The sequence below is a fragment of the Ferruginibacter sp. genome (assembly GCF_049840995.1).
Taxonomy (GTDB): Bacteria; Bacteroidota; Bacteroidia; order Chitinophagales; family Chitinophagaceae; genus Ferruginibacter.
Window position 1 is genome coordinate 123,422 of the sequence record NZ_JASGIP010000001.1, and the last position, 15,770, is coordinate 139,191.

18 protein-coding genes and 1 pseudogene are annotated in these 15,770 nt (G+C 42.0%); 15 read left to right on the top strand and 4 right to left on the bottom strand.

What is annotated here, in order from left to right:
• Positions 1-9: 9 nt before the first annotated feature.
• Positions 10-168, bottom strand: coding sequence for a hypothetical protein (locus tag QM738_RS00575; RefSeq protein ID WP_462274726.1), 159 nt, complete (start codon positions 166-168; stop codon positions 10-12).
• Positions 169-338: 170 nt separating this feature from the next.
• Here QM738_RS00575 and QM738_RS00580 point away from each other — a divergent pair, with 170 nt between their 5' ends.
• Positions 339-3,017, top strand: coding sequence for a 4-alpha-glucanotransferase (locus QM738_RS00580; protein WP_462274727.1), 2,679 nt, complete (start codon positions 339-341; stop codon positions 3,015-3,017).
• Between the two features lie 31 nt (positions 3,018-3,048).
• Here the strand turns inward: QM738_RS00580 and QM738_RS00585 are convergent, their stop codons facing one another.
• The 3 genes from QM738_RS00585 to QM738_RS00595 form a co-directional block, all read right to left on the bottom strand.
• Entirely contained in the window at positions 3,049-3,636 is a 588-nt protein-coding gene (locus QM738_RS00585) for a hypothetical protein (RefSeq protein WP_462274728.1), read from the bottom strand.
• A 4-nt stretch (positions 3,637-3,640) separates the two neighbouring features.
• Entirely contained in the window at positions 3,641-4,321 is a 681-nt protein-coding gene (locus QM738_RS00590; RefSeq protein ID WP_462274729.1) for a hypothetical protein, read from the bottom strand.
• A 67-nt stretch (positions 4,322-4,388) separates the two neighbouring features.
• Positions 4,389-4,970, bottom strand: coding sequence for a Crp/Fnr family transcriptional regulator (locus QM738_RS00595; RefSeq protein WP_462274730.1), 582 nt, complete (start codon positions 4,968-4,970; stop codon positions 4,389-4,391).
• A 107-nt stretch (positions 4,971-5,077) separates the two neighbouring features.
• On the opposite strand from QM738_RS00595, the gene QM738_RS00600 reads away from it, so the two are divergent.
• The 14 genes and pseudogenes from QM738_RS00600 to hisIE all read left to right on the top strand — a co-directional run bounded on the left by QM738_RS00600 (position 5,078) and on the right by hisIE (position 15,764).
• Complete coding sequence (locus QM738_RS00600) at positions 5,078-6,757, top strand: hypothetical protein (RefSeq protein ID WP_462274731.1); 1,680 nt, start codon at positions 5,078-5,080, stop codon at positions 6,755-6,757.
• Between the two features lie 96 nt (positions 6,758-6,853).
• Entirely contained in the window at positions 6,854-7,903 is a 1,050-nt protein-coding gene (locus QM738_RS00605) for a dipeptide epimerase (RefSeq protein WP_462274732.1), read from the top strand.
• Between the two features lie 283 nt (positions 7,904-8,186).
• Positions 8,187-8,738, top strand: a complete 552-nt coding sequence (hisG, locus tag QM738_RS00610) for an ATP phosphoribosyltransferase (RefSeq protein ID WP_462274733.1) — start codon at positions 8,187-8,189, stop codon at positions 8,736-8,738.
• On the top strand, positions 8,728-9,039 hold the full coding sequence (gene hisG, locus QM738_RS00615) for an ATP phosphoribosyltransferase (RefSeq protein WP_462274734.1): 312 nt from the start codon (positions 8,728-8,730) through the stop codon (positions 9,037-9,039). The genes hisG (QM738_RS00610) and hisG (QM738_RS00615) overlap by 11 nt, the downstream gene beginning before the upstream one ends.
• Before the next feature lie 220 nt (positions 9,040-9,259).
• Positions 9,260-10,546 (top strand): histidinol dehydrogenase, encoded by a 1,287-nt coding sequence (gene hisD / locus QM738_RS00620; protein ID WP_462274735.1) that lies wholly within the window; start codon positions 9,260-9,262, stop codon positions 10,544-10,546.
• Between the two features lie 2 nt (positions 10,547-10,548).
• Positions 10,549-11,598 carry a histidinol-phosphate transaminase gene (gene hisC, locus QM738_RS00625; RefSeq protein WP_462274736.1) on the top strand — a complete coding sequence of 350 codons (1,050 nt, stop codon included), beginning with the start codon at positions 10,549-10,551 and terminating at the stop codon, positions 11,596-11,598.
• Positions 11,591-11,935: a hypothetical protein gene (locus QM738_RS00630; protein WP_462274737.1), complete on the top strand. Its 345-nt coding sequence runs from the start codon at positions 11,591-11,593 to the stop codon at positions 11,933-11,935. The genes hisC and QM738_RS00630 overlap by 8 nt, the downstream gene beginning before the upstream one ends.
• A 39-nt stretch (positions 11,936-11,974) precedes the next feature.
• Positions 11,975-12,082, top strand: a pseudogene (locus tag QM738_RS00635) (HAD hydrolase-like protein); the annotation flags it as partial.
• The gene (gene hisB, locus QM738_RS00640; protein ID WP_462274822.1) at positions 12,056-12,796 is read left to right on the top strand and encodes an imidazoleglycerol-phosphate dehydratase HisB; all 741 of its coding nucleotides are present in this window, start codon (positions 12,056-12,058) and stop codon (positions 12,794-12,796) included. The pseudogene QM738_RS00635 and the gene hisB, both read left to right, overlap by 27 nt.
• Positions 12,797-12,860: 64 nt before the next feature.
• Positions 12,861-13,511, top strand: a complete 651-nt coding sequence (gene hisH / locus QM738_RS00645; RefSeq protein WP_462274738.1) for an imidazole glycerol phosphate synthase subunit HisH — start codon at positions 12,861-12,863, stop codon at positions 13,509-13,511.
• Positions 13,508-14,224, top strand: coding sequence for a 1-(5-phosphoribosyl)-5-[(5-phosphoribosylamino)methylideneamino]imidazole-4-carboxamide isomerase (gene hisA, locus QM738_RS00650; protein WP_462274739.1), 717 nt, complete (start codon positions 13,508-13,510; stop codon positions 14,222-14,224). The genes hisH and hisA overlap by 4 nt, the downstream gene beginning before the upstream one ends.
• A 13-nt stretch (positions 14,225-14,237) precedes the next feature.
• Complete coding sequence (gene hisF, locus QM738_RS00655; RefSeq protein WP_462274740.1) at positions 14,238-14,996, top strand: imidazole glycerol phosphate synthase subunit HisF; 759 nt, start codon at positions 14,238-14,240, stop codon at positions 14,994-14,996.
• Entirely contained in the window at positions 14,996-15,184 is a 189-nt protein-coding gene (locus QM738_RS00660) for a hypothetical protein (protein WP_462274741.1), read from the top strand. Before hisF ends, QM738_RS00660 begins: the two co-directional genes overlap by 1 nt.
• Positions 15,168-15,764, top strand: coding sequence for a bifunctional phosphoribosyl-AMP cyclohydrolase/phosphoribosyl-ATP diphosphatase HisIE (gene hisIE / locus QM738_RS00665; protein ID WP_462274742.1), 597 nt, complete (start codon positions 15,168-15,170; stop codon positions 15,762-15,764). The genes QM738_RS00660 and hisIE overlap by 17 nt, the downstream gene beginning before the upstream one ends.
• Positions 15,765-15,770 lie beyond the last annotated feature (6 nt).

The following is a 15,770-nucleotide window of genomic DNA, read 5'->3' on the forward strand; positions in this document are numbered from 1 at the left end:
AAGTATAAATTACATCAGGTCGAGCGCCTTGGCGAAGAAGGTAACATTAAAAGGAAGCACCATAGAACAGTAAGCACCGATCGGTGACCACAGTACAGCAAAAAATCCCACTACAGAAAGCAAAAATAATATCCAGAAAAGGCCGGTTCTTTTTTTGGTTGTTTCCATTTTTATATTTTTGGCAAATATAAGGCAGATCGGCCGACTAACTTACTGTTTTACAATAAAAAATTTTAGTTATCACAGCGGGGTAAATGGCTTTTCCCCAATTTTCAATGTGTATTTTTTACATTTTGAATTAAAGGCTTTATATTGCCCCCTGATTTCAATGATTGCTGATGACCATTCATTTTTATTTACGCTTTTCCACCCACTTCGGCCAAACGATATATATCACCGGAAATAATGACCTGTTGGGCAACGACGATATCGCCAAAGCATTGCCTATACAATATTTGAACGATCAATTATGGCATGGCAGCATTGATATTGATGTGATAAAAGATATCACCAATATCCGGTATAAATATGTTTTAAGGGAGGATGGAAAGGACGAAATGGTGGAATTCGGGGACGACAGGATAGCGGCGCTGGATGAGATCAATGCCGACGAAATTGTGTTTGTGGATACCTGGAACTATTCCGGCGAAACAGAAAATGTGTATTATACCCAGCCTTTCCAGGATGTGCTGTTGAAAAAACCGGCCCTTTCAAAAGGCGGGTTAAAACTGGCCAAAAACTACACCCACGAGTTCAGGGTAAAAGCGCCGGTACTGAACGATGATGAGATCATTTGCCTTACCGGGGCAGGCGATACTTTCAGTAACTGGTCTACCGAAAAGCCGGTACTGCTGGCAAAAAACAAGACCTGGTGGAAAGTGCGGCTCAATCTTTCTAAAGAAACTTTTCCGCTGGCTTATAAATACGGCATTTACAATACCAAACAAAAGCAATTCCTCTCTTTTGAAACGGGTGCCAACCGCACTTTGCAGGGCGATGCTGCCAAGAAAAAAATAACCATCTGCCACGATGGGTTCATCAACAGCAAATACAAGCCGTGGAAAGGCGCCGGCGTAGCGTTGCCGGTGTTCAGCCTGCGCAGTAAGAACAGTTTTGGTACCGGCGAATTTGCTGATATCAAATTACTGGTGGACTGGGCAAAAAAAACCGGGCTGAAACTGATACAGGTGCTGCCTTTGAACGATACAACGGCGACGCATACCTGGAAAGATTCTTATCCTTATGCAGCCATCTCTGCATTTGCATTGCATCCCTTGTTTTTGAATTTAGAAAAAACAGCCGGTGCATCGCATGCAGCGCTCATTAAACCGTTGAAGAAAAAACAACAACAGCTGAATGCATTGGCAGATATGGATTATGATAGTGTGATCAAATTCAAACTGTCGGCCATCAAAGAGATCTATCTCGCCAAAAAAGAAATTTTTAAAGACGATACAGAATATTTTGAATTCTTTGAACTGAACCGCCACTGGTTGGTGCCTTATGCGGCATTTTGTTTTTTAAGGGATAAATACAAGACCTCCGACTTCAGCACCTGGAAGACGAATAATGTGTATGATGAGAATGCGATACAACGGTTGGTGAGCCCTTCGCAAAAACATTACGATGATATTGCGGTACATTATTTTACGCAGTTCCATTTACACCTGCAGTTAAAAGAAGCCACAACCTATGCGCATAAAAATGGTATTGTGGTAAAAGGTGATATACCCATTGGCATTTACCGCAACAGCGTGGATGCCTGGATGGCGCCTGCATTGTATAATATGGATGCGCAGGCCGGTGCACCACCAGATGATTTTGCAGTGAAAGGACAGAACTGGGGTTTTCCTACGTATAACTGGAAGGCCATGCAGCAGGATAATTTTACCTGGTGGCGCCAGCGCTTTGAGCAGATGAGCAACTATTTTGATGCATTCCGCATAGATCATATTCTCGGTTTCTTCCGTATATGGAGTATACCGCTGGATGCGGTGGAAGGCATCATGGGCAGGTTTGAACCCGCTATACCGGTACACATCAACGAATTGTTTGAAAGAAATATCTCTTTTGAATGGCACCGTTACTGCAAGCCCTATATCACGGATGCAGTATTGTATGAATTATTCGGCGATGAAACTGCTTCGGTGAAAGAACAGTTTTTAGATGGTTATGAATTAAAAGCGGATTTTAATACCCAACGCAAAGTGGCGCTGCATTTTGCTGCCGAAGATAAATGCGACAGTAAAATAAAACAGGGGCTGTTCGACCTTATCAGCAATGTAATATTGTTTGAAGAAGAAGGATCGCAGGCGCAGCGTTTCCATTTCCGTATTGGTATGGAGCAAACTTCTTCTTTCCAAAATCTTGATCCGCATTCACAGCATGCATTGAAGGAACTGGCCATTAATTATTTTTTCCGCCGGCAGGATGAGTTCTGGAAAAAAGAGGCCATGCATAAACTGCCGGGCTTAAAACGCAGCACCAATATGCTCATCTGCGGTGAGGACCTGGGCATGGTGCCGCATTGTGTGCCGGATGTAATGCAGCAACTGGGCATCTTAAGTTTAGAAATTCAGCGCATGCCCAAGAAGACAACGTCTGAATTCTTTCACCCGAACGATGCGCCTTATATGAGCGTGGTTACGCCCAGCACGCATGATATGAGCACCATCCGTGGCTGGTGGCAGGAAGACCGTATTAAAACACAACGCTTTTACAACAATATTATGGGCCGCTACGGCGAAGCGCCTTACTTCTGCGAGCCCTGGGTAAATAAAGAGATCGTACTGGAACATTTATTTTCTCCCGCCATGTGGAGCATTTTTCAGTTGCAGGATCTGTTAGGCATTGATGAAAAACTGCGCCGCGAAAACCCGGATGAAGAACGCATCAACATTCCCGCCAATCCCGAACATTACTGGCGATACCGCATGCACTTAACTTTGGAAGACCTGTTGAAGGAAGATGGGTTTAATGATGAAGTGAAGGGGTATGTGAATGGGAGTGGGAGATAAAGAAAGCATACATTATTATATTCTGTCTGCTTCAGCTTATCCATTGTAATATTTCTTCAACCACTTTCCATTTGCCATCTATTTTTTCAAGTATATAAATACTGCCACTTCCGCCTTCGCAATATTCATCGATCTGCATGATTGCTGTTTTATTATCACTTGATATGAGCGGCATTGATATAATGTAGTGACATTTAGCTGCATGAATGATCGTTCGATTCCCGATCACTTCTTTTGTTTCTTTGCTTTGGACTGATACAATTTCCGGAGAATGAATTTTGCCCTTTCTATCTTTATAAGTGATCTTTCCCGGTATTATTTCATCGCCGGAATTTAAAAATGCGTTTGTGTGCTGCACGCCGATCTGGGTATAAATAGAAAGCTTATCAAAAAAAGAAAAATGGTTTAAAATCTTATTGTCATAGTCTATAACTTTTGCTGAATGCCAGATACGTGAGGGATGCATATCAAGGTCGTTGAATATCTCATTAATGATCTCATATTTCTTATTTTCCGAATGATAACAAATAAAGAAATAAGTAAGAAAGGTCAGTGAAATGCTGAGTAATATTTTTTTTCGACCGCTCACACCGGTATTAAGCTTTCCGTTAAGGTACAAAAAATTAATTATTTCTTTGTTTTATTAACCTCCTTATCGCCACCAGATGCGAAAACAATACCAACGGTACCAAACAACAAGGCAGCCACACAAAAGGAAAATACAACACCGCAATATTGGGTTGATCGAATGCAAATTGCTGGAAGGGCAGGGGCGCCGATAATACGGCATGCACCACTACATTAATGAGCAATGCGAGACAGATGAAATTCCAGGCCAGTATCCATTTATAGCCCAGGCTCTTTTTTACAAACCCAAAATAATAAATGATTGGTGCGGTAAGTCCGGAGAGGATATCAAAATTGCGGCCTTCAAAAGTGATGAGTACAGGAACTGTTTTATAGCTGTATAAACCCAGCAATACCAACTCTACGAAAATACGGATGCTGTGCAGTAAGGTCAATACACCCAGGTCTAAACTGTCAATGAACTGCCTGCCTTTTTGGGTGCTGAACAGGATGATGGTGTAAACCAATGGCGGGCCGATCAACAGGAAGAACCTTGGCGGCACCGTAGTATTAATGGTATAAAAACCATTCAATGCCGGTATGCTTTGCAGGGCGATCCACGCCAGTAAAATGAGGAGTACTGTTTTGGAATAATGTGCAGCCCGGTAAAAAAATCCGATGGCTAAAAATGTAGTAAGCGCAAATGCAATGCTTATTAAAACGGGGACCTGGTTCATGACTTTGTAATTTTATACAAAGTTGCTGAGCAGTTATTGCTTTACTCTTGCCAAATGACAAGAAATACTATTTGCCGGAAAATTCCCGCCTGATCCTGCTTAATGAACTATCAGTAATACCAAGGTAGGATGCAATATGTTTCAACGGGGCTTTTTGAAAAAGTTCAGGCCTTGTCTGCACCAGTGTTTCGTACCGCTGTTCGGCGGTTTCATTGATGAGGGACAAGGTTCTTTGTTTAAAAGCGGCAAATCCTTTTACCAGTATCATTCTGCCAAATTCCCGAAATTCAGGGACAGTATGAAATAATAATTGCAGCTGGTCATAATCAATATACCAGCCGCAGCAATCTTCCAGCGCCTGGAAATTTTCTTTGGAAACTGTTTTCTGAAAAAATGCGGCCACTTCAAAAACCACCTGGTTGCTGTTGTAAAATGCTGTGGTCACTTCGTTGCCTTCGGTATCAAAAGTAAAAGCCCGGATAAATCCTTTTTCGAGATAGAGATAACGGTTGCTGTACTGACCTGCTGTAATAAAGTATTCATTTTTGCCGATCTCCATGGTGGAAAAATGCGCCACGATCTCTTCCACTTTTTGTGGATGAAGGGGAATGGTTGCAAGAATAAATGAGGCGAGATTTTCCCTGGTCATTATCAAAAATACTTATAGAAATGTTAATAGTAAAGCCTGCTGTAAAAAAGTATACTAAGCGCCTGGGATTTCCGTTACCGGGTTAACCAGCTTCAACCAATCAACTTATGGGTAAGATATTTTCCAAAACCAGGGTGCTTTCCTTTTTCATTTTTCTAATTCCTAATTTGCTGCATGCACAGGCAGCAGATTCCACGCTTTTGCAATTGTCCTTTGTCACGTTTGATGGTAAAAAGATCGTTACTGCGGTGCATTTTGAAAATGCGAATACACACAATATCCTTCATTTTAAAACGGATAAAGAAGGAAAGCTGTCGTGCAGGTTACGCACCGGCGGAAAATATACCATTAAGATCGATAATTCCAATGATTCGTATGAATACACAATACCGGATGCTGATGGTTTCCCGGTAAATTTTACTTTCCGCTATCACCTGTTTGAATTTGAGAACCCGGTGGTGAAGATCCGGCTTTTTAATAACAAGGATCTGAAGGAGATCCGGCTTGTGCAGGGCGGAAAAGAAATGGCGTCAGCAAGGATAGAAAATAATTCCGTACGTTTTACAGTACCCGGTAAAAATAATTATACAATACAGGCAAACGGCATCAGTATTAAAAATAACCTGGTGCAGGCGGAACCAACACCAACAGGCTTTTTAAATTACATCCTGTACTTCAGCGATGATACACATGCTGAACTGATGCCGATAGACAGCTGGAAAACAGCAATGAATATTGTGTATGAAGACCTGTATAATCAACCGGTTGCCGGTGAACCGGTGGTTGTTAAAGGAGAAAAGCCTGGTGCTGTGTATAATTTTACAACAGCAGCAAACGGCAGCGTAATTGCCGTATTGCCGGTGGATGATCATTACAGTGTTTCGCTGAAATACTTTGCCAATGTGTTCGATATTAATATCAAACAGGAAACCAATACCATCTTTTCCAATAATCTGTACCTGAGTTACCCGGGATCGAAAGAGTATGAGGCACAGCTGAAAGAAGAAGCAGCGAGGCTCGCCACAAGAGATTCGTTGTATAAAGAAATTGCAGATAGGCGTCAGCGTGACTATATTGAATTCAGGGCGGGTATTGCTGCAGATGCTGCAAAAGCAATTAAAGAATTAAAAACAAATCCTGCTTATTTTAAGCAGACCGATAACCCGGTATGTGCTGTGCTGAGCAGGAACAAATGGCCGGCAAGGATGATCGTAACGGATGTTACCGGCAGTATGTATCCTTATTCGAGGCAGGTGGGATTGTGGTTCCTGCTGGAAATGATGGACAAAACAAGATCAGAATATGTTTTTTTCAATGATGGCGATAATAAACCGGATAGTGAAAAGCAGATCGGTGCGACCGGTGGTATTTATTCCTGTTTAAAAGGATCACCTGATTCTGTTATAAAAATAATGTACAAAGCGATGATTAATGGATCTGGTGGTGATGGTCCTGAAAATGATCTTGAAGCATTGATAAAAGCGGCAGAAGTAAAACAGCCCAACGAAGCATTGATATTGATAGCAGATAATTACAGCCCGATAAAAGACATGTTGCTGCTGAACAAAATAAAAGTGCCGGTGAGAGTAGTGCTTTGCGGCACGGCCAGCACCTGGGCCAACCGTGACTGCCTGGAACTGGCTTACCGGACCGGTGGCAGTGTGCATACGATCGAAGAAGATATTCTTGATCTTTCCAAATTGCACGATGGTGATTCAATCGTTATCGGCGGTACAGCCTATAAATTTTCCGGCGGGCATTTCTTTCCGCTTACAACAAGATTGTAAAACCGTATCATCACTTACAATAGCCGATTCAATTTTTTATTTTACCTTCATCGGCTATTGCAGCTGTTCAATAAAAACAGTTGTTGATCTATCGGTATGAAAGTCAATTACAAAACTTATAATCTTCCTTTCAAACATCCTTTTACTATTTCAAAAGGCACTAAAACGCATCAACCCACATTGATCGTGGAACTGGATTTTATGGGCATTAAGGGTTATGGAGAAGCGCCTGCCATTGCCTACTACAATATTCCTGTTGAAAAAATGATCGCTGACCTGGAAGCCAAAAAAATATTTATTGAGAAATACGCTTTTAATGAGCCGGAAAGATACTGGCATTACCTGCACCATCTTCTTCCGGCCAATACATTTTTGGTTTGTGCATTGGATATTGCCGCATGGGATATATATGGCAAATTAAAACGCAAGCAATTGCACGAGCTCTGGAACCTGGATACTGCAAAAAGTCCCATCACTGATTTTACTATCGGCATCGACAGCATCGACAATATGGTAAACAAAATGAAGGAGCGGCCCTGGCCCATTTATAAAGTAAAAGTGGGTGTGGAGGGTGATGTTGAAATGGTGGCGGCATTGCGCAAGCATACTGACGCCATTTTAAGAGTAGATGCCAATGCCGGGTGGACGCTGGAGCAGGCCCTGCAAAAAATTCCGCAGTTAAAAGAACTGGGTGTTGAGATGGTGGAACAACCACTCGCAAAAGATAACTGGGAAGGCATGAAAATTTTATACCAGCAATCAGCTTTGCCATTATATGCAGATGAAGCCTGTGTGCTGGAAACGGATGTAGAAAAATGCAGCGGGCATTTTCATGGCATTAATATCAAACTTACCAAGTGCAGTGGCATTACACCTGCCCGGCGCATGATCACAAAAGCGAGGGAACTGGGGATGGAAGTAATGATCGGCTGTATGAATGAAAGCAGCGTAGGCACCGCCGCCATTGCACAGTTGGCACCTCTGCTGGATAAAGTGGATATGGATGGCCCTTTGCTGCTTACGGAAGACGTAGCAACCGGTGTAACGTTCGACCAAGGTAAAATAATATACAACCAGCTGCCGGGACTGGGCATTACAGCGCCCTTATTTGAAGATCCGGGGGCAGAAGTGCAGGATTTCTTTTAAAAGCCGGGGTACGGCTGCCAAATTTTATTTGGTTAAATAAGAATTGAGTATTTACTTTGCGGTACAAATGCAACAAATCGTTCACATACACCATCATCATACTTTACTCAACGGGTAAGCATGCTGATGTATATGTGTTTCACATAATTTCAAAAGGGCTTACTGAAAAGTGAGCCCTTTTTGTTTTGGCCACGGATTACACGGATTTACACAGATTAAACCCAAAGTAATTCCGTAATAAAATAATTCGTGTAATTAGTTCTAATTAGTGTAATAAAAAAATATGTTAAAGATCGCAATTCAAAAATCGGGCAGGTTGTACGAAGATTCCATAAAGTTATTGAAGGAATGTGGCATACAATTGAACAACGGTAACAAGCAACTGAAAACGGTGGCAGATAATTTTCCGCTGGAAGTATATTTTTTGCGGGATGATGATATTCCGCAGTATGTATTTGATGCAGTGGCCGATGTGGGCATTGTGGGAGAGAATGTATTGCTGGAAAAAAATAAAGACATTGACCTGGTGTATCGTTTGGGCTTTGGTAAATGCAGGTTGAGTATTGCAGTGCCCAAAAGCATGCAGTATAATTCCATTAAAGACCTGGAAGGGTTGAAGATCGCCAGCACTTATTCCAACATCCTGCAAAAATACCTGGATGAAAAAAAGAGTAATGCGGAGATACACGAGATCAGTGGTTCGGTTGAAATTGCGCCGGGTATTGGTTTGGCAGATGCAATTTGTGATTTGGTAAGTAGTGGCAGCACGCTTTTTACGAATGGTTTGAAAGAAGTGGAAGTGATTTTAAGATTCAGAAGCAGTGTTGACAGCTAATAAAAATCTTTCTGCGGAAAATAAAGCGATACTGGAAAAGTTGTTGTTGCGGATCAATGCGGTAAAGACTGCGAAGAACAATAAATACATCATTCTGAATGCGCCCAACAGGCAGTTGAAAAATATCGCCTCAGTTTTGCCGGGTATGAAAAGTCCTACCGTAACACCGTTGGCAGAAGAAGGCTGGAGCAGTGTGCAGAGTGTGGTGAATGAAAATGATTTTTGGGATGTGATAGAGAAGTTGCAGCAGTTTGAAGCGGAAGGTATTTTGGTGCTGCCGATTGAGAAGATGATAGTGTGATGCCCCCTCCGCCCCCTAAAGGGGGAACTTTTAGCGGAGATATTGGCGAATAATTGCGGACATGTAGCACCTGCGGTGCTATGATTGGAACGCGGATTTTTATGATGATTATGATTGACACAGATAGTTGGAATCTGCAACCAGCTCCGTAGGAGCGACATGTCGGTAGAAAAAATATATTATTATTCATTCAAAGCCCCGTAGGGGCGATATTTCGGGTATGAAAATTTTTGAAAATCCGGTTAAAGAAGCATGGAAGCAATTATTGCAGCGCCCGGTATTGGATACCAGTGCGCTGGAAGAAAAGGTAGCCGCGATCTTAAAAGATGTAAAGAACAACGGAGATGCAGCGGTGAAAAAATATGCATTGCAATTTGATGCTGTGCAATTGGAAGAATTAAAAGTAAGCGAACAGGAAATTGCAGCGGCAGTTGCAGCTGTTGATGATGATCTGAAAGCAGCTATTGCTATTGCAAAAAATAATATCACAAAATTCCACGAGGCACAAAAGGAAAAGGTAACGACCGTTGAAACCATGAATGGTGTAGTGTGCTGGAGAAAAGCAGTTGCGATAGAAAAAGTGGGATTGTATATCCCGGGTGGTACAGCACCGCTGTTCTCTACATTGTTGATGTTAGGTATTCCTGCAACGATCGCAGGTTGTAAAGACATCGTTGTCTGCACGCCCTGCGATAAGAACGGAAAAGTAAATGATGTTGTTTTATATGTAGCACAATTGATCGGCATAAAAAATATTTTTAAAGCAGGTGGTGTGCAGGCAATTGCTGCAATGGCTTATGGTACGGCAACCATACCGCAGGTGTATAAAATTTTCGGGCCGGGCAACCAGTATGTAACCTGTGCCAAACAACTGATCAGTAAAGATGGTGTTGCGATAGATATGCCTGCTGGCCCCAGCGAAGTGGCGGTATATGCTGATGAAACAGGCAATGCCGGTTTTATTGCCGCCGACCTGTTGAGCCAGGCAGAACATGGTGCCGACAGCCAGGTGGTATTAGTGGCCAATTCGCAATCCATTATTGAAGCAGTAATAGCTGAATTAAGGCAGCAATATGAAAAATTACCAAGAAAGCAAATTGCCATGCAGGCATTGCACAACAGCCGGCTTATTGTAATGGAACAGGTTGATGAGGCATTTGCCTTACTGAACGAATATGCGCCGGAACATTTGATCATTGCTTCCGATAATGCACTATTGCTTGCAGAAAAAGTGATCAATGCCGGTAGTGTTTTCATTGGGCATTATTCACCGGAAAGCGCCGGTGATTATGCATCGGGCACCAATCATACATTGCCTACCAATGGTTATGCAAAAGCATACAGCGGCGTGTCGCTCGACAGTTTTGTAAAGAAGATCACGTTTCAGCAATTGAGTAAAGAAGGATTGAAAAATATTGGCGGTGCTGTAGAAGCAATGGCAGCAGCCGAAGGACTGGATGCACATAAAAATGCTGTTACCATCCGTTTAAATGAAATAAATAAATGACCATGCAATTCGATCTGCAAAAATTGATACGGGAAAATATCCGCAATCTTAAACCTTATTCCTCTGCACGGCATGAATTTACCGGCAAAGCTTCTGTGTTTTTAGATGCCAATGAAAATGCCTATGGTTCACCGGTAGCGGAAAATTATAACCGCTATCCCGATCCTTTGCAATGGCAACTGAAATTTCAACTGGCCCGGATAAAAGGGGTGCCTGCTGAAAATATATTTATCGGCAACGGCAGCGATGAAGTGATAGACCTGGCGTACCGCATTTTTTGCGAACCAAAGAAAGATAATGTGATCATTTGCCCGCCTACCTATGGCATGTACCAGGTAAGTGCCGGTATCAATGATGTGGCTGTACGAAAAGTAAATCTCACCCGCAGTTTTGAACTGGATGTGGATGGTATCATGCAGGCAACAGATAGTAACAGCAAATTATTGTTCATCTGTTCACCGAACAATCCTACGGGCAATAACATGAACCGTGCAGATGTGGAAATATTGCTGAATAATTTTCCCGGCATTGTGATCATTGATGAAGCGTATATCAATTTCTCCAAGCAAAAAACATTTATACAGGAGCTAACAGAATATCCCAATCTTATAGTGATGCAAACGCTTTCAAAAGCCTGGGGCCTTGCGTCATTGCGGCTGGGACTGGGTTTTGCATCGATGGATATTATTGATGTTTTTAATAAGGTAAAGCCTCCTTATAATATCAACGAAGCTTCGCAGCAGATCGCTATTGATGCGTTACAGGAAACAGCGATGGTAAATAAATGGATCCGGGAAACGGTGCATGAAAAAGAATCATTAGCGAGTGAGTTGGTGCGTTTGCCTTTTGTAAAAAAGGTATATCCCACCGATGCCAATTTTATATTGGTAAAAGTAAATGATGCAGATGGCCTGTATGATTATCTTACCAGCAACGAGATCATTGTGCGTAACAGGACTAAAGAAATTTTGTGTGAGAATTGTTTAAGGGTAACAATCGGCACACCTGAAGAAAATAAAAAATTAATAAATATTTTAAGGAAATATGAGTAACAATAACGCCACAGAAAAAGATAGAATGCCCAATCCCCCTTCAGGGGGGCAGGGGGTAAAAAAAATATTGTTTGTAGACAGGGACGGAACCATTACAAAGGAAGTGCAGAAAACTTACCAGCTGGACAGTTTTGAAAAACTCGAATTCTACCCGGGCATGTTTTATTACCTCAGTAAAATTGCTAAAGAACTGGATTATGAACTCGTGATGGTAACCAACCAGGATGGGCTGGGCACCGCTTCTTTTCCTGAAGATACTTTTTGGCCGGTACAGAATTTTATTGTCAAAACACTGGAAGGAGAAGGGGTTCATTTTAAGGAAGTGTTTATTGATTGATCTTTCCCCGAAGATAATGCACCTACCAGGAAGCCAAGAACGGGAATGCTTACACGATATATCAATAACCCTGATTACGACCTGGCCAACTCTTTTGTTATCGGCGACCGCATCACGGATATGGAACTGGCAAAGAATTTAGGTTGCCATGGATTGTGGCTGAATATTCATACCAACCTGGGTGCAACAGAAATAAAAGATACGGCGAATGAATTACGGCAGGATGTGATTGTTGTGGAAACCACCGATTGGGCGGATGTTTACAATTATTTAAAACTGCCTCCAAGGAAAGTGGTGCATGAACGCAATACCAACGAGACAAAAATAAAAGTGGCAATCAACCTGGATGGTACCGGCAAAGCAAAAATAGAAACAGGACTGGCTTTTTTCGATCACATGCTGGAACAGATCGCAAGGCATGGTAATATTGATCTGCATATTGAATGTAAAGGTGATCTGCATATTGATGAACACCACAGCATTGAAGATACCGGTATTGCATTGGGAGAAGCCATTGCAAAAGCATTGGGCGATAAACGCGGCATTGAACGCTATGGCTTTTTGTTACCGATGGATGACTGTCTTGCACAGGTGGCCATTGATTTTGGTGGCCGCAACTGGATCGTATGGGATGCAGCATTCAAAAGAGAGAAGATAGGAGAGATGCCTACCGAAATGTTCTTTCACTTTTTTAAATCTTTCAGCGATGCATCCAAAAGCAACCTGAATATTAAAGCGGAAGGAGACAATGAACATCATAAAATTGAATCCATATTCAAGGCATTTGCAAAAGCCATCAAGATGGCGGTGAAACGGGACATTAATAATAATGCATTACCATCAACAAAAGGAATACTGTAACCCCCCCAACCCCCTAAAGGGGGCTTTGGAAGAGTTTGATAATTTGAAAATCTTGAGATAAACAATGACTATAAAAGAACCATTGTATGATAATAACAGTAACAATCCAAGTTCCCCTTTAGGGGACAGGGGCATTGCTATCATAAAATACAATGCCGGTAATGTACAAAGTGTGCAATATGCTTTAGAACGCATTGGGGTTGCATCCGTGGTTACGGATGATGCGGCAACGATCCGTAATGCAGCAAAAGTAATTTTTCCCGGTGTGGGACATGCGGGTGCAGCCATGCAGTATCTAAGAGAAAGAGGGCTGGATAAACTGATCGTTTCATTGCAGCAACCAGTGCTGGGTATCTGCCTCGGCCAACAGTTATTATGCAAACATTCGGAAGAGGGAGATACACAATGCCTGGGTATATTTGATACAGCAGTGAAATTATTTCAATCAGCAAGTTTAAAAATTCCGCAGATAGGATGGAATAATATCTACGATTATCGTTCTGTTCTTTTTAATGGATTAAAGGAAAATGAATTTGTTTATACGGTACATAGTTATTATGCTGCAACAGGAAATGAAACAGTGGCAAAAACAGATTACATATTACCTTACAGTGCCGCTTTGCAGAAAGATAATTTTTATGCGGTACAATTCCATCCTGAAAAATCGGGTACAGCAGGCGAAACAATTTTAAAAAACTTTATACAACTGCCATGATCATCATTCCTGCAATTGATATTATCGACGGAAAAGCGGTACGCCTTACCAAGGGCGATTATGCGCAACAAAAAGTATACAATGAAAATCCTGTGGAAGTGGCCAAAGAATTTGAAGCAGCGGGTATACAGCGTTTACATATTGTTGACCTGGATGGCGCCAAAGCAGGAAAGATCATCAATCTTGCGGTATTGGAAAAAATTGCGGCATCCACCTGTTTATCGATCGATTTTGGAGGTGGCGTAAAGAACATGACAGACGTAGATAATATTTTTAATGCAGGTGCTTCGATGGTCACTATCGGCAGCCTTGCAGTAAAGCAACCGCAATTAATTGAAGAATGGCTGATGGAATTCAGCGCTGAAAAATTTTTGATCGGGGCCGATGTGCTGGATGAAAAAATAAAGATCAGCGGATGGCTGGAAGATAGTGGAATCAATATTTTCGATTTCATTGGAAGGATGATCGCATTGGGTGCGAATAATATTTTTTGTACCGATATTTCAAAAGACGGGGTATTGCAAGGGCCATCGATCGAATTGTATAAAAAGATAATGGCCGAACACCCGGAGATCAATTTAATTGCCAGCGGTGGTGTAAGTAATATAGAAGATGTGAAAGAACTGAAGGCCATTGGCTGCACCGGCGCCATCATCGGCAAAGCAATTTATGAGGGAAAAATAACATTAGCGGAACTATCCACTATCAATTAATCAATTATTCATTATGCTTACCAGGCGCATTATACCCTGTCTCGATATAAAAGATGGCAGAACTGTAAAGGGGATCAATTTTGAAAGCATCCGTGATGCCGGTGACCCGGTGGAACTGGCCTTATTGTATTCGGAACAGGGCGCAGATGAACTGGTGTTTTTAGATATTACTGCAACAGTGGAAAAAAGAAAAACGCTGGTGGAACTGGTAAAAAGAATCGCTGCCAATATCAATATTCCATTTACAGTTGGTGGAGGGATCAGCACTGTAGAAGATGTTGCTTTATTATTACAGAACGGGGCGGATAAAATTTCCGTGAACACCGCCGCATTCAAAAACCCTTCACTCATCAAAGAGTTGAGCAATGCGTTCGGCAGCCAGTGTGTGGTGCTTGCCATCGATACTAAAAAAGAAGAAGACGGTGAATGGTATGTGTACCTGAATGGCGGCCGAACAAAAACGGATACCAGGACCATCGACTGGGCAAAGCAGGCAGTAGCATTGGGCGCCGGTGAAATTCTCTTAACAAGTATGAATAATGATGGTACAAAAAATGGTTTTGCGTTGGATATTACTGCCACTTTATCCAACACATTGCCGGTGCCGGTAATTGCCAGCGGTGGTGCAGGAGCGGTAATACATTTTAAAGAAGTGTTTGAAAATGCCCACGCTGATGCTGCATTGGCGGCCAGTATCTTTCATTATAAAGAAATTGAGATACCGGTATTGAAACAATATCTGCAACAGCAAAATATACCTGTACGTATTTAATGGAACGCTATTTGTACATATCGCCTGCAATTATTGCCCTGTTCATTTTTATTTATATGCGCAACCGGCAGGCAAAAAGAAATGATAAGATGAGAGAGCGTTTGCATAAAAGGCAGGAAGAACTGATGCAAATACTTTCTTCACAAAAAGATAAAACCGAAAATAAAGAAGATGACAATCGATTATAAAAAATACGCAGATGGTCTTGTGCCCGCTATTGTACAGGATAATACAACCGGTAAAGTGCTGATGCTGGGCTTTATGAACGAAGCCGCTGTTGCTGCAACGCAGGAACTGCAAAAGGTAACTTTTTTCAGCCGTAGCAAAAACAGGTTGTGGACCAAGGGAGAGGAGAGCGGAAATTTTTTATTATTGAAAGCCATTAAAGTGGATTGTGATAATGACAGCCTGCTGATAAAAGCCCAGCCAGTTGGCCCTGTATGCCATACCGGGGCTGATACCTGCTGGAATGAAAAAAATGAAGGGAATGATTTTTTACAGCAACTGGAGCAAATTATCACTGACCGGAAAAATAATCCTTCAGGTGACTCTTACACCAGCTCTTTATTTGCAAAAGGCATTAATAAAGTGGCACAAAAAGTAGGGGAAGAAGCGGTGGAACTGGTGATCGAAGCCAAGGACGATAACAGGGAATTATTTTTGGGCGAAGCGGCCGATCTGCTGTTCCATTACATGATATTATTGCAGGCCAAGGGCTTTTTACTAAGTGATATTACTGCTGTGCTTAAGCAAAGACACCTTAAATAATCGCAG